The following is an 18,663-nucleotide window of genomic DNA, read 5'->3' as shown; positions in this document are numbered from 1 at the left end:
TGATGCGGCCCTCTTTTCGGCATGCGGGGTCGCTGGGTGGAGAGCCACGGTCGAGGGCGGCCCAAGATCGCAGGCGCCGCCCCCATCCCGGCATGTTTTCGGCAGAGCGCAAAATGGCCGGTACAACCGGCCCATCCTCGATCAATCCTCCTCAACGGGTGCCGGGACCTCATCCGGTAGGATTTGCGGTCCAACCCGGTCGGCAACGAGCATCGAAAGCATCATCTCGACAAGGCCGTTGGCGGCCCCCTTCTCGCCACCGGTAGCGCCGATCTGGATCTGCGGCACGAGCGGTAGCCTGCCATTTTCGATCGCCTCGGCGAAGCGCATGAGAACCTGCGAGTTGAGCTGATAGTCCGGGCCGCCGAAGGCCGCGACCTTCTTCTCGGTGGCTTCGGCCTCCGCCAGACCGATGGCGCGAACCCTCTCGGCATCCGCAAAACCGGTCGCCTTGATGCGTTCGGCATCGGCAAGCGCGATAGCCTTGATCATGTCGGCCTCGCCCTGGCCGCCGAGGCGCACCTTCTCGGCCTCTGCCTTGGCCGTGACCTGAATGGTTTCCGCCTGCTGGCGGGTGCGGGCGAGTTGTGCCTTGCCCTCGTTCTCGCTGATCTCGATGGTAAGCGCCGAAGTCGTGATCTTGGCTTGCTGTTCGGCGAGCGCCTCCTTCTCACGCAACGTGCGTTCCTGGATGGCCGCCTTCTCCTGCAATTTATAAGTCTCGACCTTTTCGACCGCAATCTGGCGCTCGCGCAGCTGGATAAGGATCTGCTCTATGCTGTTCTGGCCATTGCCGGCACGTGGCGTACCAATCAACACTTCCTGCAGCTCGAGGCTGTAGGAATTGAATTTCTCGCGCATCTCCTCGCCCGATTTACGCTGGATATCGCTACGCTCCTGCAAAAGCTGGATCAGCGTCTTGGTCTGGGCGATATTCTTGAAATAAGCAGAAACCATCGGATCGAGCGTTTGTTCGACAAGCCGCTTGATGTCGCCGAAACGCTGCACCACGAGTGGCGCCTTCATATAGTCGATGTGCACGACGACGGACAGCGGCAGCACAGGCTCGAACGCATCCTTGGTGATCAACGACACTTCAGACAGGTTCTCGTCCAGCCTGTGTTCGCCAAACTGCTCCTTCGTCCATTTGAGCACGAAGTTGGTGGTCGGCACGGTGATGATATTGCCGGCATAGGTATTGAACGCATACTTGCCTGGCAGCAGCGGCGTCGACCAGACACCGCGTGCGCCGATTTCGACCAGCTCGCCGTGACGGTATGCCTGCCCGGAAATATCCGTGCCGTGGCGGCCGTTATAGGAGACGACGACACCCACCGTGCCGACGTCAATGATCGTCTTCTCGACCAGTTCGACAGTCGCGAAAATGCGATTGAGGAAGTAGCTGCCGTCGGCCAGCACCTGCAACTGGCGGCCACGGTAACCACCGGCATCGAGAAACTTCTCCGGGTCCTGGAAATTGTTGTGGAAGTTCGGGTCGTTCGGATCGTTGGCGACGGTCGGTGCGATGATCTCGCCGTCCGGCAGGGCCGGACCGTCATGGATGGTGACGATACCGATCATGTCCTCGGCATTGTGGATGACGACTGGCTCAAAGCCGCCCCGCTCCGAGATCATGCTGGACATATTGGCAAAAAGGTTTTGTTCCGACGAGCTCAGATTAACGGAATGGATCGACTGGGCGGTGAGCACGATGAACTGTGCGAGATTGATGGCATAGGTGCCTTCACGCAAGATCTTGCGTTGCGGCCCTTTCTGTCCGCCTTTTTCGAGAAAGCCGCGCACATCCTGGAAATCATCGGCGTCGGTGTTGGAAGCAAGTGTCTGCGTCGGAGGCAGCGGCTTGCCATCTCGGGCAAAGACATAGCCGATCTGGCCCTGCGGGATGGTGACAAGATTGGCGCGATGCATCGAATACTGGAACGGCATGAAGAAATGCAGGCCGCCGCGCACGACTTCCGGCTGATAGCCTGCCTCACGGTTGAGCGCGATGAAGCCATTGCTGACCGAGCCGCGAAAACTCCATAGTTTTTCCAAGATGCCGAGCCTGTCGTTCGGGATGTAGCGGACCACGCCGCTCCACCAGAACAGGATCGCCAGCACGATGACGAGCACGGCCACCTCGACAGCCATCCATTCCATCGGGCCGAGATATTGCAGGGCTTCCATCTTTTCTCTCCTATGGGCGCGCGGGTTCGTTCACCCGACGGTCACCCGGTTGGTGTTGATTTATGAAGCGGGGAGATTGCGCACCGACGCGCTCGACGCACTAAGGGCGTGTCGAACGTTTGGGCTGCTCATTGTATGGGAAAATGACCGCGCATCCCGAGTCCCCAGTGAGGGCAGGCGTGGCCGTGAGCGATGTTACATCGGTGTTGCCTTGATAGACATAACAGAGAATGACGTAGGGATCGCGCCTACAGGTTTAAAGATATTCCGCGCGAAAATCGTATAAATCGCTGAAACAGCATCTCGCTTACACTACTACGGACTCACTCTAGATGAATATCGCTAGAAGTGGGGTTTGAAGCCGGATTACGCGATGGTTGCGCCGAACTGCGCGGCTCAAATGTCCACGCTCGCGAAGGGCGGCGGTACTCGAACGCAAACCGCGGTTGCCCCCCGCCAAAAAAGCTTCTCCCAAGCGGCCGTTGGTATCTTGTCGCTTGGAGTGTGCCTCCTTTGCTGGTGACATGATATTTCTCGCGCGCTGAGGGGCTACTGCCGGGCGTTTCAGCAATGGCTAAAGGAACCGAACGGCGATCGCCGAATTTTGCTTCAAGCGGATCTCGAAGGATCCGCGTTTCTGGAGCACCTGCATGAGCAACACGAGCGTCGACGTCTCGGAGAAACAGAGCAACATTCGGGCAAAAGGGCCAGTCCAGCGATTCCTGCGCACAATCGGACCTGGTTTCATCACAGGCGCTTCGGACGACGACCCTTCGGGCATCGGCACGTACAGCCAAGCGGGCGCCCAGCTGGGGTTCAATGTCGGTTGGACCATGGTATTCACTTTTCCGCTCATGGTCGCGATCCAGGAGATAGCCGCGCGGATAGGGCGGACGACAGGTCGAGGTATTTCCGGCAATCTCTCCCGATACTACCCGCCTGCCTTGATGTATTTTGTAGCCTTGCTTTTGTTCGCCGCCAACGTGATCAACATCGGGGCGGACCTGAGCGCGATGGCTGATGCGCTGCGACTGCTGGTGGGCGGCCCAAGCTCGCTTTACGTCCTTGCGTTCGGCATGGCATGCGTTCTGGCGATCGTCTTTCTCGACTACAGCCGATACGTCACGGTCCTGAAATGGACAACGCTGAGCCTCTTTGCCTATGTGGTGGCTGCGTTTCTGGCTGATATCCCATGGGGGGAGGCCCTCAAGGGGGTCGTTCTCCCGCACATGGAATGGAACCGAGCGTTTTTCACGACGCTTCTGGCCATACTCGGCACCACGATTTCTCCCTACCTGTTCTTCTGGCAGGCGTCGCAAGAGGTCGAAGAGGAGAAGATCGACCCGAAGGCCAAGCCGCTGAGATGGGCACCGTGGCAGGCGTCGGGCGCCTTCCAGCGCATTCGCGCCGACACCTTGGTGGGCATGGCTTTTTCGAACCTGATAGCCATTGCAATCATCGTCACGACCGCCGCCACCTTGCACAAGGCCGGAGTGACCGACATTAATTCCTCCACCGATGCGGCCAAGGCGCTGGAGCCGGTCGCAGGCAAATTCGCATTTGCGATCTTTGCAATGGGGATAATCGGCACCGGCCTTCTCGCGGTTCCGGTTCTGGCGGGCTCGGCCGCCTTCGCCGTGGGTGAGGCGCGCCGTTGGCCAGTGGGACTGGAGCGCAAGCCGAAGGAAGCCATGGCATTTTATGCGACCTTGGCGGCCGCCGTGGCGCTGGGCATGGGGATCATGTTCACGCCGATCGATCCCATAAAGGCGCTTTACTGGAGCGCCGTCATCAACGGCATATGCGCCGTCCCCGTAATGGTCGTCATGATGCTGATGACCGGGCGTTCCGACATCATGGGCGAATTCCCCGTCGAGGGTTGGCTGCGCTTTCTCGGATGGCTTGCGACAGTCACAATGGGACTGTCCGTGGTCGGCCTTGCGCTGCAGTGGGTCTTTTGAATGCCGCGAGTCCCAACCGGGTTGGGGAAGCCTACCGCAACACCGTCATCAGCAGGGGCGTGTGGGGCCGTTCGGCCGATCTAGCCCCACTTAGCCTGCGAACGAGTACGGAAAGCCCCGCTTTCGTCGAGTCGATCCACATAGCCTCAGGCGGGTCCCTGCCGCCCGCAACCTGCCGGCCGTGGCTGTCGATGTGTCGATGGCCTCTAATGCCGGATCATGCCCGCATCGACGTTGAGCGTCTGGCCGGTGATCCAGCGCGCGTCATCGGATGCGAGAAATGCCACGACATCGGCGATGTGTTCGGGCTGGCCCTTGCCCTTCATCGCCTGCAGCATCTCGACGAAGCCGAACGCCTCGTTGTGCGGGCTGGCCTTGACGCCATCGCTCTCGATCAGACCGGGCGTCACCGCATTGGCGGTGATGTTGTACTTGCCAAGCTCGGTGGCCAGCGCCCGGGTGAAACCGATGACGCCGCCCTTGGCCGCGACATAGGCGGCCATGTTCGGCGTGCCGGCGAAGAAGGTGTTGGAGGCGATGCTGATCACGCGTCCGGCCTTGCCCGCCGCCCGCATCTGGTCCGTCGCCGCCCGGGTGACGATGAACGTCCCTGTCAGGTTGACGTCGATGATCTTGCGCCAATGGTCGAGGTCGACATCGTCCCAGGCGACGAACGGCACGATGCTGGCATTGTTGACCAGGATCTCGACGCCGCCGGTCAGCGCCTGGATCTCGCCGAACAGCGCCTTGACCGAGGCCGGATCGGAAATATCGGCGGCGACAGCCTTCGCCTTGCCGCCGATCGCGGTGGCCGCGGCCTTCGCACCCTCGGCATTGATGTCGCTGACGATGACGGTCGCGCCGTCGGCCGCCAGCCGCGCCGCGATCGCCTTGCCGATGCCCTGTGCGGCGCCCGTCACCAGCGCCGCCTTTCCCGCAAGCCGTTCAGTCATGAAATTTCTCCTCAATGCGCAATCTGGTGATGTCTGTTCAGGCGTCGGCGTCGATCACGGCCAGCGCCGCGTCGATGCCCTTGCCGACCGCAAGCTTGCGGCCTGCCGCATTCATGGCGCCGCCAAGCGCCGCCAGTGCCGCGATCGCGTAGATCGGCTGCGCCGTCGGGCCCATATGGCCGATGCGGGTCAGCTTGCCCAAGGTTTCGCCGCGGCCCGACGAAAACACCACGCCGTAGCGGGCGCGCGCTGCCTGGCGAAGTGCTTTCTCATCGACACCATCCGGCGTGCGGACAGCGGTCGTCGTCGGCGAGGCGATCTTGTCGCAGGCGGCCCAGATCGACAGGCCCATCGCGGTGGCGCCCGCACGCATGGCCTTGGCGGTCAGGGCATGGCGCGCCCACACCGCTTCCGGCCCCTCGTTGAGATAGAGGTCGAGCGCGACATCGAGCCCGTTGATTTCCGAGACCGATGGCGTGAACGGAAACGGCTTTTCCCTCGACCAGGCATTTTCCCAATCGACGATGCTCAGCATCGATGCGCGCGGCGCCAGCGGATTGGCCTTCATCTTGGCCCAGGCCCGCTCGCTGACGCCCATCATGGTCAGGCCGGGAGGTGCGCCGAGGCACTTGTTCGGCCCGGTGACATAGATGTCGGCCTTGCAGTCCTCCGGATGCGTCTTCATGCCCCCGAACGACGACACGGCATCGACGATCAGGTAGCCGCCATGCGCCGATACCAGCGCGCCGATAGCATCGATCGGATTGATCGTGCCCGACGGGGTGTCGTGATGGCAGACGGAGACGACCGTGATTTCCGGATGCGCCTTCAGCATGTCGGCAACCGCCTGCGGGTCGATCGCCTCATTGTAGGGCACCTCGATCTCGAGCAGATGCGGCGAATAGCGTTTCGCCCAGTAGCCGAACCCCTTGCCGTAGACACCCGAGGCAAGGTTGAGCACCACGTCGTCGGGCGTGATCAGCGACGCTGCCGCCGCTTCCAGGCCCAGCACCGGCTCGCCATGCAGGATGACCGGCTTGTTGGAAAGCCGCATCGCCTTCTGCGCCTTGTCGACGACCTTCTCGTAGAAGAGCTGGAAGGCCGGGTCGTAATCGTAAAGCACGGTGCGGCCGAGGCCCCGCAGCACCTCGGCATAAGCGTTCACCGGTCCAGCGGTCAGGGTGATGACCGGATCGGCGTGTTCGAGATAGCGCATGGTCTTGGTCTCCGGATTGGCGGCGGTCAGCCGTAGAACTGCGTGCCGGTTTTGTAGGTTTTGAAGTTGTCCATGTCGTGCGAGTACATCAGCTCGGCGCCGTGATCCTCGGCAAGTTTCTTCACCTTGCGCATCGAATTGACGCCCGCGACCGGGTCGATATGGAAGGCTGCCTGGCAAAGCGTTTCAAGGCTCTTCTGCGTATAGGCGGCGTCGATCGTGAACATGATCGGCTTGCGCTTGGGAAACTCGACCAGGAGGCTGTAATGACCGATCGAGTGCCCGGGGGTCGAGATCAGCTTGACGCCCTTGGCGAGGTCGACGTCACCGTCAATGCCCTCGAAGGTCGAGTTGGCGCGCGTCGTGCCCTCCAGCAACTGGGCGGTCGCGCCACGCGCTTCGGCCGCCTCGGCCGAGAAGCTCAAGTCGGAATAGCCGAGATGTTCGAAGGGCTGCGGATTGCAGGCCTGCGGGACCTCCGTGCGATGGCAGATCTTCTTGGCGTGCGGAAAATACTTGTTGCCGCCGCAATGGTCGAAATGGAAATGCGAGTTGACGACGACGTCGATATCCCTGGGCTCCAGCCCGAGCAGCGCCAGCGCGCCGGGAATGGTCTGGTGCTTTTCCTGGATCGGCTTCTCGAAGGGCAGCACCTTCATGACGTGGTCATAGTCGTAGCCGGTGTCGATGAGGAAGCGGCCCTCGGCATGCTCGATCAGGATCGAGTAGACGGGGAAGCGCACTTCGCCGCCCGGGCCGCGATTCCAGAAGACATGATAGCCGTCGAGGACGAGCGAGCCGCCGTCGAGCAGGTAGACCTTGGTATCCGACATTGTTGCCTCCGTTTCCGGCGCGGGTCCCATCCGCGCATCTGGTTTCTGTCAGCGCGCGCCGCGCTCGTATGGGATGCCGAGCGCCGCCGGCAGGCTGGCCCGCCGCCCGAACAGCACCAGCATGATCATCACCGCCAGGAAAGGCAGCATCTGGATGACGTCGGTCGGGATGTTGATGCCCGCCACCTGCATGGCCGTGGTCAGCGACAGGCAGACGCCGAACAAAAGCGCCCCGAAGAGCACCCAGACCGGACGCCCGCGCGCCAGCATGGCCAGCACGATGCCGAGAAAGCCGGCGCCATTGGTGATGAACGGAATGAACAGGCCCGCCCCGACATTGGCGAGATAGGCGCCGCCGAGCCCGGCCAGCGCGCCGGTCGTCAGCACGGCGATGGTTCGGGTCCTGATGACGTCGATGCCGGCAACGTCGAGCGCGGCCGGCTTGTCGCCGGCGGCCTGCAGATTGAGGCCGAGCTGCGTGCGCCGGTAGAGGTAGCCCATGCCGAACACAAGGGCGACCGCCAGATAGACGATCAGATGATGCTTGAAGAAGGCCGGGCCGATGATCGGAATGTCCGACAGCAGCGGAATGACGGTTGCGTCCGCCGCCGGCAGGCGGGGATAACTGCGCGAGAACTGGAAATGGTGAAGCAGCGCCGTCAGGCCTTCGAGACCAAGCGTCAGCGCGATGCCGATGACGATCTGGTTCAGCCCGATGCGCACGCAAAGCAGCGCCATGATCAGCGCCACCGCAATGCCGCCGGCCGCACCCGTGAGGAAGCCCAGCCACAGCGATCCCGAATAGAAGGCGCCGACGAAGCCGAGATAGGCGCCGGCCAGCATCATGCCTTCGATGCCGATGTTGAGCACGCCGGCCTTTTCCGACATCTGTTCGCCGAGGCCGGCAAGCAACAACGGGATGGCCGCCGTGACGGCGCCAAACAGCAACGCGCTGAGAAAGACTTCGCTGAACAGCCCGGTCATGTCAGGCCTTTCTCGACTGGTGATAGCGGTGGTCGACATACTCGGCGAGAGCGAGCACGATCAGCACGATGGAGACCAGCACCAGCGTGAAATGATTGGGCACGCCAAGTCGCCGCGCCGCGCTCTCGCCGCCGATCGACAGCACCGAAAGCAGGAACACGAAGCCTATCGCGGCAAAGCCGTTCATGCGGGCGAGAAACACGGCCGGAATGACCGCCAGCCCATAGGCGGGGTTCCAGTCGGCGCGGACATTGCCCTGCACGCCGATGATGTCGACAGCGCCGGCAAGACCCGCGAGTCCGGCCGAAATGGCAAAGACCGCAATGGTCAGCCCGGGCACGCCCAGCCCCGCATGAACCGCGGCGCGCGGATTGGCGCCGACGATGCGCAATTTCAACCCGAAAGCCGTGCGCGTCATCACCAGATGCACGATGATGATTGCCGCCAGGCCGAGCAGCAGGCCACTGGTGATCGTGGTTTCAAACAGGCGCGGCAGCCGGTCTTCCACCGGCAGCGTGCGGGTCTGTGGCACGGTCGTGCCTGGATCGCGAAACACCAGCTTGACCAGCACATTGGCGAGCGACGTGCCGAGGAACGTCATCATCAGCGTGGTGATGATCTCGTTGACGCCCTGATAGGCGCGCAGCAGCGCCGGCACCAGCGACCAGATCATGGCCACCAGCATGGCGATCAGGAACGAACAGAAGAGCGCCAGCCAGGCGGGCAATATCTGCACCAGCACCGGAGCGCTCGCGGCCGCGGTGACCGCGCCGAGCAGGAACTGGCCGTCGCCGCCCAGATTCCACATGCCGGCGCGAAAGGCCACGATCAGGCCGGCGGCGAGAAACAGCAGCGGCGCCATGCGCGTCAGCGTCTGCTGGATGCCGAGCGGCGAGAACAGGCCCTTTTCCAGCACATAGCCATAGTAGGCGAGCGGGTCGACGCCCACGGCAAGCAGGATGCAGCCGGCGATGACGAGAGCGGCAAGGATCGGACCAATCGTCATCAGCAGCCGATGCAGAATGTCACGGCGCGTGGCCGCCCCGCTCGTGGCATCGAGTGCGGTGGCGCTGGCGGCGGGTGCGGTGTCGATGCTCATGCGGCAAGTCCGATCATCAGGCGGCCGACCCTGGTGCGGGCGTCGTCGGCATTGGCGACGGTGCCGACCAGCGCGCCATTGGCGATCACCGCGATGCGGTCGCACATGCTGAGCAGTTCCTCGAGGTCGGTGGAGATCAGGAGTACGGCGAGGCCGCGTGCCGCCGTGTCGCGGATGCGCTGGCGCGAGGCCAGCGTGTTGGCGAGATCGAGCCCGTAGGTCGGCTTGTTGAAGATCACCACCTTCGCGCCCTCGGCCAGTTCGCGCGCCAGTAGCACCTTCTGGATGTTGCCCCCCGAAAGCCGCGCGACCGGCGTCTTCAGGCTTGGCGTGCGCACATCGTATTCGCGCACGAGCTCGGCGGCGCGCTTGTCGATCTCGGCGCGCTGCTCGACGCCGCCGCGCCAGAAGGGCGCCGCGCCGACCTGCTTGAGGAAGAAATTGATGGAGACCGGGAACGTGCCGACAGTGCCCTCGCCCAGCCGGTCGTCGGTCAGGTAGCGAAGACCGCGCTGGCGGCGTTCGCCGACACTCAGGGTCTCGATGGAGACGCCCTCCAGCCGGACCGAACCACCGGTCGCCACACGCTGGCCGGCCAAGGCCTCCGCCAGCTGCTTCTGGCCGTTGCCGTCGATGCCGGCGATGCCGAGTATCTCGCCCGGACGGATGTCGAAGGAGATCGACGACAGGCCGGGCGCGTTGTCGGTCGGCGCGACCGTGAGATCCGCGACCTGAAGCAGCGGCGCGGCTTGCGCATCGACCGCGCGGGCCGGGCGTTCGATCGCTTCGGGATCATCCTTCTGCTTGCCGAACATCAACTCCACGATCTCGGAAATGATCTCCTGTTCGCCGAGCGCGCGAAACCGCTCGGGCGGAATCTCGCCGACCTTGCGGCCGAGCTTCAGCACCGAGATGCGGTCGCCGAAGGCGGCCGCCTCCTTGAGCTTGTGTGTGATGAAGACGATCGCCAATCCTTGCTCGACGAGGCGGCGCATCAGTGCGCCAAGTTCCTCGATGCCCTTCGGTGTCAGCATCGAGGTGGATTCGTCGAGGATCAGCAGGCGGCTGTTGCGCACCATGGCGCGCAGGATCTCGACCTGCTGCTGCTCGCCGAGCGAGAGTTCCGAAACCCTGGCATGCAATTTCACCGTGATGCCGAGGCTGCGGGTGATCTCGGCCACGCGGGCCTCGAGCTCCTCGGTCCTGGGACGCTGCCACCACGGCCCGCCAAGAAGCAGGTTCTCGGCGACCGTCAGGGTGGGTACCAGCATCATGTGCTGGAACACCGTGCCAATGCCGAGCGCCAGCGCATGGCGCGGCGATGTGATCGGCGTCGGCTTGCCGTCGACAAGGATGCGCCCCTCGTCCGGCTGCTGCAGGCCCGACAGCATGCCGATCAAGGTGGATTTTCCCGCGCCGTTCTCGCCGAGCAGCACATGCACCTCGCCAGGGCGGATCGACAGGTCGATGCCGTCATTGGCGACAATGCCGGGAAAGCGTTTGGTCACGCCTTCAAGCGCGACGATGTCGCTGATATCGACGGGCGATGAAGAAAGACTGCTCATGAAAGCCCAGCACCAGAAAATGGGAACGGTCCGGAGGAGCGAACCGATCGCCCCTCCGGCAGCCGACTTTGATCGCCTTACTGGGCGACGCTTGTCATCAGCGCCCTGACGGCGGCCGCGTCATAGACCGGCTCGACCTTGATCTTGCCGGAAATGACGTCCTCGCGCAGCGCCTGGATTTCGCCCCAGACCTTGTCCGGGATGGCGGCGGTCTTCAGCAACTGCACGGAATCGTCCTTGAGGCCGATCGAATAGTGCTTGGTACCGAACGTGTCGGCCTTCAGGTCGGCGATCATCGCCGCGTAGACCGGTTCGATGTTCCACACCACCGACGACAGCAGGAAGCCCTTGTCGATCGGCGACTTGTCGCCGATGACGTCGATGAAATAGACCTTGCCGCCATCGGCGGCCTTGGTCGTCTCGACCGCCTGCAGCATGCCGAAGCTGGAGCCGTTGCCCTGGCCGAAGATGATGTCGGCGCCCGAGGCGATAACGCTTTCGGTGACGCGCTTGCCGCCTGCGGCGTCACTGTAGGCGGCCGGCCCGATCACCGCATAGGTGATCTTGACGTCCGGGTTCTCCGCCTTCACGCCCTGCGCGAACGCCGCCGACTGCGAGTTCCACGATGGCGGTTCGCCGGAGACGACGATGCCGACCGACTTCGAGCGCGACATCTTGGCGGCGAGACGGCCGGCCAGATAAGCGCCCTGGTGACCGCTCAGCGTGTAATCGGCGACGAGGCCCTTCTCCAGGCCGTTCGGCGTGTCGACGATCGCCACCGGAACCTTCAGTTCCTTGGCGATCTCGGGCGCCGAGGTGTTGTAGCCGCTGGCATGCGCGATCAGCAGGCTGGCGCCGTCGGACGCGAGCTCGCGCAGCGTCGGACGGACATCGCCATAGCCGAGGCCCTGGGCCACCACCACCTCGACACCGGCGGCCTTGCCAGCTGCCTTGGCGGCATCAATGCCCTGCTGGTTCCAGCCATAATCCGTGCCCTCTTCGGGCGTCAGGATGGCGATCGACTTGACTTCGCCGGCAAGCGCGCCGCCCATCAAGACACCGCACAATATAAATGCACTTACACTGCTCTTAAGAATCTTAAACATATTACCCTCTCTGTTTGATTTTCCAATCAATATTCTTGTTGTTATTGCGCCGAAGCGAGATAGACTGCCTGAGAAAACTACCCCATGGAGCTCAGGCAAAGTGAAAATCCGTTATGCCCTTCCCGTGATTTTGGCGTTCACATCGCTCGCCAACGCGGTTGAGTTGCACCATGTGATTGTCCGCAAGGGCACCGACGGGCTCGACATGGTGCCGTTGACGATTTCGAATGCGGGCACGGAAGGCGTGTCCTGCAACGCCGACTTTGCCCACTGGTATTCGGAAGGGATCGCCACGATCGAGCCGGGCAAGAGCGCTCGCATCGAACTCTGGTTCGACCCCAAGACCGGCACCTTCACCATTCTCAACGACAAGCGCGAGAACCTGCCGGTCGAGCGGCTGTGGTGCGGCCTGGCTGGCCGCGCATACGCCACCCGCGCGCAGATCGCGCTCGACCGGACCGACGCCGCCAAGGGCGCGCGCGCGGTGTCCTGCAGCATGCTGCAGGACGGCCTGGCGTGCCGGTAGGCGCTCATTGATGCGTCCGCCCGGGACATCGTGTCCTATTCCTTCGACAGGAACTTGTCGGTGAAGACGTCGTCGGCCGACAGGGCCGTCTTGAGCACGCCCTGGTCGGTGAGCGTCTTCAGGGTTTCCTCCCACTGCGTCTTCGTCATCCAGCCGAGGCCATGGTCCTTGGTGTCGGGGCTGGTGAAGGTCGAGGCGATGTCGGCCTTGATCTGCGCCAGCAGCACATCCTTCTTGTCCGCATAGCCCGGAGCAGCCTTCGCCGTGATCTCGGCGGCTTCTTCCGGATGGGCGACGACATAGTCGAAGGCTTCCCTGTATGCTTTGACGAAGCGGGCGGCGACGTCGGGCTTGTCCTTGATCATCGCCTCCGAGGTGAACAGGCCAGAGCCATAAGCCTTCCAGCCATGGTCGGCGCCCATCATGATGCTGAGCGAACCCGGACCGCCCGCCTTGGCCTCCAGTTCGGGCACCTCGGCGTCGACATAGCCGACCACCGTCTGCACCCGGCCCAGAAGCAGATAGCTCTCATAGGGCGGCGAGACGCTGTTCAGCGTCATGTCCTTTTCGGTCAGGCCATTGGCCGCCAGGAAGCCCTTGAAGAAGATGTATGTCGAGCCCGCCGGATGGATGCCGATGGTCAGGCCCTTGAGATCAGCCGGCTTGGCGAGCTTCACCGTCTTTGCGAGCGACATGATCGCCAGCGGCGAGTGCTGGTTGACGGCGGCCACCGCCACCACCGGAACGTTCTGCGAGCGCGCGACGGCAAGCGTGGGAAGATCGCCGAAACCGAAATCCGCGTTCCCGTTGCCCACCAGCCGCATGGCATCCGGCGAACCCGAACCCTTGCGGATTTCGGCGACGTCGATGTCGTTCTTGGCGAAGAAGCCTTTTTCCTTGCCGACGAAGAACATGGCGTGGTTGCCACGAACGACCCAGTCGAGCTGGACAGTGACCTTGTCCGCCGCCAGCGCCGCGTTCGAGAAGCCAAGCGCCCCGGCAAATGCCGCAAGCGTGGCTACCTTGATAAGTGAGCGTCTCAGCATTTTTGTTCCCTTTTATTGTCGGTGGTTGATCGAGAGGCCTAGGCCTGGCTGAATTTGGGTGCCCAGGGCACCACGATGCGTTCGAGGATTTCGGCCGCGTAGTAGAAGGCGATGCCGAGCACGGAGACGAGCAGCAGCGCCGCGAAGACCAGCGCGGTGTCGAGCTGGGTCGAGGCGAACTGGATGACGTAGCCCAACCCGTCCGAGGCGCCGGCGAATTCGCCGACGATGGCGCCGATCACGCTTAGCGTGGCCGCGATCTTGGTTCCCGCCATCAGGCTCGGCAGCGAATGCGGGACGCGGATCCTGAACAGGATCTGCGTCGGGCTGGCGCCGACCGAATTCATCAGCGACAGCAGCGAGCGGTCGACTGCCTGCATGCCGGCCAGCATCGACAATGTCACGGGGAAGAAGGCGATGACAAGGATCAGCCCGATCTTGGGCGCGAGCCCATAGCCGAACCAGAGGATGAAGATCGGCGCCAGCGCCACCTTGGGCACGTTCTGGAACAGCACCACCAGCGGATAGAGCGCTCGCCCCAGCCAGTCGAAGCGCACGATGACCAGCGCAATGGCGACGCCGACCACGACGGAGACAAGGAAACCAAACAGGATCTCGCCCGCCGTCACCAGGGTCGCCTGCATCAGCGTTGCCCATTGCGCGACCAGCGACTGCGCGATCTCGGACGGGGCGGGAATGATGTAGGCGGAGATGGCGAAGATCCGCACCACGGCTTCCCATACGACGATCGTCGCCAGCAGAAGTATGACCGCCGGGAGCCAGCTGCCCGTAGCCGCACTCCAGCTGGAAGCAGGCCGCGTCTCGGAGAGGTTGGTGATGGGTTGATCGCTCATGACGCGCCTCCCGGTTGATGGCTGGCGCGCAGCATGGTGCGCAGTTGAACCACCAGCCTGACGAACTCCGGATCTTCCGTCACCGACAGATCGCGTGGATAGGGCAGGCCAATGTCGAGGCTCTCGGTGATCCGGCCGGGCTTGATCCCAAGTACATGGACATGGCGGGACAAATGAATGGCCTCGTCGATCGAATGCGTGACGAGAACGATGGTCTTGCCGGTGCGTTGCCAGATCTCCAGCAGCGACTGGCCCATCGAATCGCGGGTAATGGCGTCGAGCGCGCCGAACGGCTCGTCCATCAGCAGCACCGCCGGATCGAGCGCCAGGGCCCGCGCGATGGCGACGCGCTGGCGCATGCCACCCGACAATTCGTTTGGACGCTTGTGGGCGGAATCGCCCAGGCCCACCAGCTCGAGCATCTCCTGTCCGCGTGCCCGCAGCTCCGCGCGCGACAGCGACTTGTCGGCGATGCCGAGCAGCATGGATGCGTTGTCGACGGCATTCTTCCACGGCAGCAGGTTGGCGTCCTGGAAGACGAGACCAATCATGCGCTTGCGCGCCGCCTCGACTGGCGAAAGCCCGGCGATCGAAACGCTGCCGCTTGTCGGATTTACCAGCCCGGCCAGAACCTTGAGCAAGGTGCTCTTGCCGCAACCGGAAGGACCAATGAGAGAAACAAACGATCCCTTCGGCACCGAAAGATCGATGTTCTGCAGAACCAGTTGCCTCGCCATGACCACCGAAACGCCCTTGGCGGAGATCAGGTCGTCGTGACGGATATGGGCCGGCCGGCCGCCGGCTGCACGAATGGTCTCAACGCGCATGGTTTGGTCCTCCATGCGGCGCCCCAATCCAACCGGCCTTGTGAGCACGATGTGTCATTGGCTACTCCCGGCCTTCCAGGATGCGCCGCACGGCGACGAGTTTGCCCGCCCGCTCGCCTTGCAGCGCCTTGATCTGCTCGGGCGTATAGGAGAACATGCCCTCCCCCGACTTGATGCCGAGCTTCGACGCATTCGTCTTTTCCAGCACCATCGGCGCGACGTCGTCGCGATTGGAAAGATCGGCGTTGAGGAAGGACGAGACGGATTTGTAGATATCGAGGCCCGCCATATCGAGCAGTGCCATCGGCCCGATCACGGCGATCTTGTAACCGATGCCCCAGGACACGCAGGTGTCGAGATCTTCCGGCTCGATGACACCGCGCTCGACGAGGTCGACCGCCTCGCGGAGCAGCGCATAGAGCACGCGGTTCTCGACGAAGCCCGGAACGTCCTTCTTGACCACCACCGGCAAGAGGCCGATCGAGCGGATCAGGTCGCGGATAACGGCCACGGTCCGCGGCGCCGTCTTCTCGCCGGCGATCACCTCGATCATCGGGATGATGTGCGGCGGGTTCGACCAGTGCATGCCCACCATCCGCTCGGGATGCGAGATATGCGCCTGCAGCTTGGTGATCGGGATGCCCGACGTGTCGGACGCGACGATCGTGTCCGATGCGATCAGGCTGTCGATCGTGCGATAGACATCGGCCTTGATCGAGATGTTTTCAGGAACGTTCTCGATGACGAGGTCGGCGCCCGATACCGCGTCCGCGATATCATCCGTGAAGCGGACCGTTCCGGCGCCGGCCGGAGGCACCGCGATACCCAGGGAATCCAGAACGGTCTCGGCGACGCCCAGCATGGCCCCCGCGCGCTCGATCGCCGCCGGGGCAACATCGTAGGCGACGACCTGCAGGCCGCCCCTGGCAAGCCGGGCGGCCATGCCTGGCCCCATCGTACCCAGACCGATGATGGCGATACGTTGGATCATCACGCTGCCCTGCTTTCCGTTGCTGCTTTTGATGCCGCGATGAGGTCGGCGGCTTTCTCGGCAATCATGATCACCGCCGCATTGATGTTTCCGCAGACCAGGTCGGGCATGACGGACGCGTCCACCACCCTAAGGCCGTCGACGCCGCGAAGGCGCAATTGCGGGTCGACGACCGAGGCCGTATCGGCCCCCATCCGGCATGTCCCGGCCGGATGATGCACGGTGATGGAGGTCTTGCGGATATGCTCGTCGATCTCCTCGTCGCTCTGGCATTTGGGACCGGGAAAGAACTCCGCATCGATGAAGGGCTGCATGGAGGGCTGCGCCGCGAGATCCCTCGCCACCCGGAAACCGGCCCGAAGGGATTCCCAGTCTTTCGGCGAAGCGAGGAAATTCTGATGGATCAGCGGCGCCGCGAGAGGATCGGCCGAGGCCAGTTTCACCGCCCCCCGGCTTTCAGGCTGCGTCGCCACGATCCGCGTGGCGAAACCGTCCGGAAATGGCGCCTTGAACGGCTTGAGGTATGGCCACGCGGCAAGCGGAGCCGCCGTGAACAGCAGTTGCACATCGGGTAACGGCCGTTCCGGACCGCTTTTCAGGAAGGCGACAACGCCGCCGGGAACATCGCCCGAGAAACCCCGACCCGTGAAGTAGGTCTTGGCGAAATCGAACCCGATCCGATCGGCACGCATGTTGCGAAGGAAAGGGCCGCCCGGAGCCCGGCGTCGGTACATGAGGATGACCGAGACGTGATCCTGCAGGTTCTTGCCCACCGCCGGCAGATCGACCCGCGTCTGGATACCGTGCGCCGCGAGTTCCTCTGGCGCCCCGATACCGGACAGCATCAGGAGTTGCGGCGTGTTGATGACGCCGCCCGAGAGCAGGACTTCCTTGCGGGCGACGACCGTCCGTTCGCCGCCACCATGGTTTATCACCACCCCGGTGGCGCGCGTGCCCTCCAAGGTGATCTTCGTCGCCGTCGCTCCGGTCAGGACGGTCAGATTGGGCCGCTTCAGGGCCGGCCGCAGATAGGCGGACGCGGTCGAGCTGCGCCGGCCTTTCGAAATCGTCATCTGGAGGCGGCCGAACCCTTCCTGCCGCTCGCCATTATAGTCGTCCGTCTGCGGATAACCGGCCTCCACGCTGGCCTGAGCAAAGGCGTCGATCAGCGGGTCCTTGTAGCGGCAGAACTGGGTGCTGACCGGACCATTGCCACCACGAAAACGGTTGCCGCCCCCTTCCCAGCTTTCCTGCTTCTGGAAATACGGCAGGACCTTCTCGTACGACCAGTCACCGAGCCCGCTCGCCGCCCAACGGTCGTAGTCGCCGCGATTGCCCCGCACATAGGCCATGGCGTTGGTCGATGACGACCCGCCGATCACCTTGCCGCGCGCGCACTCGACCCTGCGGCCTCCGACATTGTCTTCCGGCTCGCAGAAATACATCCAGTCATGGCGGCGCTCCGTCAGGATCTTACCCCAGCCAAGCGGTATGTGGATCATGGGGTCGCGATCCCAGCCGCCGGCCTCCAGCAACAGCACCGAACATCCGGGGTCGGCGCTCAGCCGGTTGGCGAGCACGCAACCGGCCGATCCGGCCCCAACGATGATGTAGTCGTAACTTTCCGCATGCGGCATGGTTTTGTTGCTTTCGCCTGACGCTCGGGCGCCAGAGAATTATCGAGATCGAGGCCGGAGAGCTTGGTTCGGACCATGCTCTTCCAGGCCATGTTCAAGGATCAGGCAAGGCCCACTTGCCTGAGACGCTGCGACCAGTGATTCCATCCTCGGTCGATCTGGGCGCCGACGAGTTTTCCTGCCGTCTTTATCTCGCCCGGCGACAGATATTTGACATTGCCGATCCGCAGGCCGGCCGTCAGCGCTGCCGCTTCCTGCTCGAGATAAAAGGCGCGGAAGACGACCTCCCGCACGGAGTTGCCGACATTGACGACGCCGTGCCGCGCCATGAGGACCACGGTCTGGTTGCCGAGACTTTCGGCGATATCCGCGCAGACCCCGGGGCTGCCGCCGAAGAGATCGGTCTCGTCGCCATTCTTGTCGCGAATCTCGTAGACCGGGACCGACTCGCCGATGAATGCTCCCATGTGGGTGACCGGCCGAAGCGGCGTATCGACGAAGCAGTACGGCAGGACAGCCGGAGAATGGGTGTGGAGCACACACTGAACGTCGGGCCGCGCCTTATAGATCTCGCTGTGGATGTAGCGCTCAAGATAGGAGGGTCTGTTATCCGACGTCTCGCCGTCGAGATTGAAACGCTGGATGTCGTCGACGGTAATCAGGCTCGGAGCAAGCTTCTGGGCCAGGAAGAAGCTTTCGGGATCCTCCGGGTCACGGGCGCTGATGTGCCCGAACGTATCCATAATGCCTTCGTTCAGAAGGATCTTCGTCGCTGTGACCAGCTCTTCGAAGACCTTCTGGTGCACGGGGCCGTTGTCTCTCATTTCCAATTCTCCCATTGCGGTGACAGCGACCATTCTTGTTGTTGTTATCGGTCG

At 63.1% G+C, this 18,663-nt stretch carries 16 protein-coding genes; 2 read left to right on the top strand and 14 right to left on the bottom strand.

Going from position 1 to position 18,663, the window contains the following annotated elements; translation table 11 throughout:
* Positions 1–141 precede the first annotated feature (141 nt).
* A complete protein-coding gene (locus EN808_RS03080; RefSeq protein WP_135915097.1) occupies positions 142–2,187 on the bottom strand; it encodes a flotillin family protein in 2,046 nt (681 codons plus the stop codon).
* 650 nt (positions 2,188–2,837) lie between these two features.
* Between EN808_RS03080 and EN808_RS03070 the strand changes: the two genes are divergently transcribed.
* Complete coding sequence (locus EN808_RS03070; RefSeq protein ID WP_135915096.1) at positions 2,838–4,148, top strand: Nramp family divalent metal transporter; 1,311 nt, start codon at positions 2,838–2,840, stop codon at positions 4,146–4,148.
* 206 nt (positions 4,149–4,354) lie between these two features.
* On the opposite strand, the gene EN808_RS03065 is transcribed toward EN808_RS03070, so the two are convergent.
* From EN808_RS03065 to EN808_RS03035, 7 genes are all read right to left on the bottom strand, one after another.
* Complete coding sequence (locus tag EN808_RS03065) at positions 4,355–5,101, bottom strand: SDR family NAD(P)-dependent oxidoreductase (protein ID WP_135915095.1); 747 nt, start codon at positions 5,099–5,101, stop codon at positions 4,355–4,357.
* Between the two features lie 37 nt (positions 5,102–5,138).
* A complete protein-coding gene (locus EN808_RS03060) occupies positions 5,139–6,317 on the bottom strand; it encodes an alanine--glyoxylate aminotransferase family protein (RefSeq protein WP_135915094.1) in 1,179 nt (392 codons plus the stop codon).
* Positions 6,318–6,343: 26 nt separating this feature from the next.
* A complete protein-coding gene (locus EN808_RS03055; protein WP_127275679.1) occupies positions 6,344–7,150 on the bottom strand; it encodes a 4-pyridoxolactonase in 807 nt (268 codons plus the stop codon).
* Between the two features lie 48 nt (positions 7,151–7,198).
* Positions 7,199–8,134, bottom strand: coding sequence for an ABC transporter permease (locus EN808_RS03050; RefSeq protein WP_127869822.1), 936 nt, complete (start codon positions 8,132–8,134; stop codon positions 7,199–7,201).
* 1 nt (position 8,135) lies between these two features.
* Positions 8,136–9,233: an ABC transporter permease gene (locus EN808_RS03045; RefSeq protein WP_127869823.1), complete on the bottom strand. Its 1,098-nt coding sequence runs from the start codon at positions 9,231–9,233 to the stop codon at positions 8,136–8,138.
* Positions 9,230–10,798 carry an ABC transporter ATP-binding protein gene (locus EN808_RS03040; protein ID WP_135915093.1) on the bottom strand — a complete coding sequence of 523 codons (1,569 nt, stop codon included), beginning with the start codon at positions 10,796–10,798 and terminating at the stop codon, positions 9,230–9,232. The genes EN808_RS03045 and EN808_RS03040 overlap by 4 nt, the downstream gene beginning before the upstream one ends.
* Before the next feature lie 77 nt (positions 10,799–10,875).
* Positions 10,876–11,904 carry a BMP family protein gene (locus EN808_RS03035; protein WP_127869825.1) on the bottom strand — a complete coding sequence of 343 codons (1,029 nt, stop codon included), beginning with the start codon at positions 11,902–11,904 and terminating at the stop codon, positions 10,876–10,878.
* 100 nt (positions 11,905–12,004) lie between these two features.
* On the opposite strand from EN808_RS03035, the gene EN808_RS03030 reads away from it, so the two are divergent.
* The gene (locus EN808_RS03030; protein ID WP_135915092.1) at positions 12,005–12,430 is read left to right on the top strand and encodes a hypothetical protein; all 426 of its coding nucleotides are present in this window, start codon (positions 12,005–12,007) and stop codon (positions 12,428–12,430) included.
* Between the two features lie 35 nt (positions 12,431–12,465).
* Here the strand turns inward: EN808_RS03030 and EN808_RS03025 are convergent, their stop codons facing one another.
* The 6 genes from EN808_RS03025 to EN808_RS03000 all read right to left on the bottom strand — a co-directional run bounded on the left by EN808_RS03025 (position 12,466) and on the right by EN808_RS03000 (position 18,642).
* Positions 12,466–13,476: an ABC transporter substrate-binding protein gene (locus EN808_RS03025; protein ID WP_135915091.1), complete on the bottom strand. Its 1,011-nt coding sequence runs from the start codon at positions 13,474–13,476 to the stop codon at positions 12,466–12,468.
* Between the two features lie 38 nt (positions 13,477–13,514).
* Entirely contained in the window at positions 13,515–14,330 is an 816-nt protein-coding gene (locus tag EN808_RS03020; protein WP_135915090.1) for an ABC transporter permease, read from the bottom strand.
* Positions 14,327–15,157: an ABC transporter ATP-binding protein gene (locus tag EN808_RS03015; protein ID WP_135865500.1), complete on the bottom strand. Its 831-nt coding sequence runs from the start codon at positions 15,155–15,157 to the stop codon at positions 14,327–14,329. The genes EN808_RS03020 and EN808_RS03015 overlap by 4 nt, the downstream gene beginning before the upstream one ends.
* Positions 15,158–15,218: 61 nt before the next feature.
* Positions 15,219–16,148 (bottom strand): 5-formyl-3-hydroxy-2-methylpyridine 4-carboxylate 5-dehydrogenase, encoded by a 930-nt coding sequence (gene fhmpcd1, locus EN808_RS03010; RefSeq protein WP_135915089.1) that lies wholly within the window; start codon positions 16,146–16,148, stop codon positions 15,219–15,221.
* Positions 16,148–17,785: a choline dehydrogenase gene (locus tag EN808_RS03005; RefSeq protein ID WP_135915088.1), complete on the bottom strand. Its 1,638-nt coding sequence runs from the start codon at positions 17,783–17,785 to the stop codon at positions 16,148–16,150. Before EN808_RS03005 ends, fhmpcd1 begins: the two co-directional genes overlap by 1 nt.
* Before the next feature lie 101 nt (positions 17,786–17,886).
* On the bottom strand, positions 17,887–18,642 hold the full coding sequence (locus EN808_RS03000) for a class II aldolase/adducin family protein (protein ID WP_245464240.1): 756 nt from the start codon (positions 18,640–18,642) through the stop codon (positions 17,887–17,889).
* Positions 18,643–18,663: the final 21 nt, after the last annotated feature.

Source organism: Mesorhizobium sp. M8A.F.Ca.ET.165.01.1.1 (assembly GCF_004792065.1).
In the GTDB taxonomy this organism is placed as follows: Bacteria; Pseudomonadota; Alphaproteobacteria; order Rhizobiales; family Rhizobiaceae; genus Mesorhizobium.
Note: the sequence above shows the minus strand (reverse complement) of the source record. Positions and strands in the feature narration are given on the sequence as shown.

Excerpts from the sequence above, each read along its gene's own strand:
- EN808_RS03080 (WP_135915097.1), bottom strand. The coding sequence starts at position 2,187 with ATGGAAGCCCTGCAATATCTCGGCCCGATGGAATGGATGGCTGTCGAG.
- EN808_RS03070 (WP_135915096.1), top strand. The coding sequence starts at position 2,838 with ATGAGCAACACGAGCGTCGACGTCTCGGAGAAACAGAGCAACATTCGG.
- EN808_RS03065 (WP_135915095.1), bottom strand. The coding sequence starts at position 5,101 with ATGACTGAACGGCTTGCGGGAAAGGCGGCGCTGGTGACGGGCGCCGCA.
- EN808_RS03060 (WP_135915094.1), bottom strand. The coding sequence starts at position 6,317 with ATGCGCTATCTCGAACACGCCGATCCGGTCATCACCCTGACCGCTGGA.
- EN808_RS03055 (WP_127275679.1), bottom strand. The coding sequence starts at position 7,150 with ATGTCGGATACCAAGGTCTACCTGCTCGACGGCGGCTCGCTCGTCCTC.
- EN808_RS03050 (WP_127869822.1), bottom strand. The coding sequence starts at position 8,134 with ATGACCGGGCTGTTCAGCGAAGTCTTTCTCAGCGCGTTGCTGTTTGGC.
- EN808_RS03045 (WP_127869823.1), bottom strand. The coding sequence starts at position 9,233 with ATGAGCATCGACACCGCACCCGCCGCCAGCGCCACCGCACTCGATGCC.
- EN808_RS03040 (WP_135915093.1), bottom strand. The coding sequence starts at position 10,798 with ATGAGCAGTCTTTCTTCATCGCCCGTCGATATCAGCGACATCGTCGCG.
- EN808_RS03035 (WP_127869825.1), bottom strand. The coding sequence starts at position 11,904 with ATGTTTAAGATTCTTAAGAGCAGTGTAAGTGCATTTATATTGTGCGGT.
- EN808_RS03025 (WP_135915091.1), bottom strand. The coding sequence starts at position 13,476 with ATGCTGAGACGCTCACTTATCAAGGTAGCCACGCTTGCGGCATTTGCC.
- EN808_RS03020 (WP_135915090.1), bottom strand. The coding sequence starts at position 14,330 with ATGAGCGATCAACCCATCACCAACCTCTCCGAGACGCGGCCTGCTTCC.
- EN808_RS03015 (WP_135865500.1), bottom strand. The coding sequence starts at position 15,157 with ATGCGCGTTGAGACCATTCGTGCAGCCGGCGGCCGGCCGGCCCATATC.
- fhmpcd1 (WP_135915089.1), bottom strand. The coding sequence starts at position 16,148 with ATGATCCAACGTATCGCCATCATCGGTCTGGGTACGATGGGGCCAGGC.
- EN808_RS03005 (WP_135915088.1), bottom strand. The coding sequence starts at position 17,785 with ATGCCGCATGCGGAAAGTTACGACTACATCATCGTTGGGGCCGGATCG.
- EN808_RS03000 (WP_245464240.1), bottom strand. The coding sequence starts at position 18,642 with ATGGTCGCTGTCACCGCAATGGGAGAATTGGAAATGAGAGACAACGGC.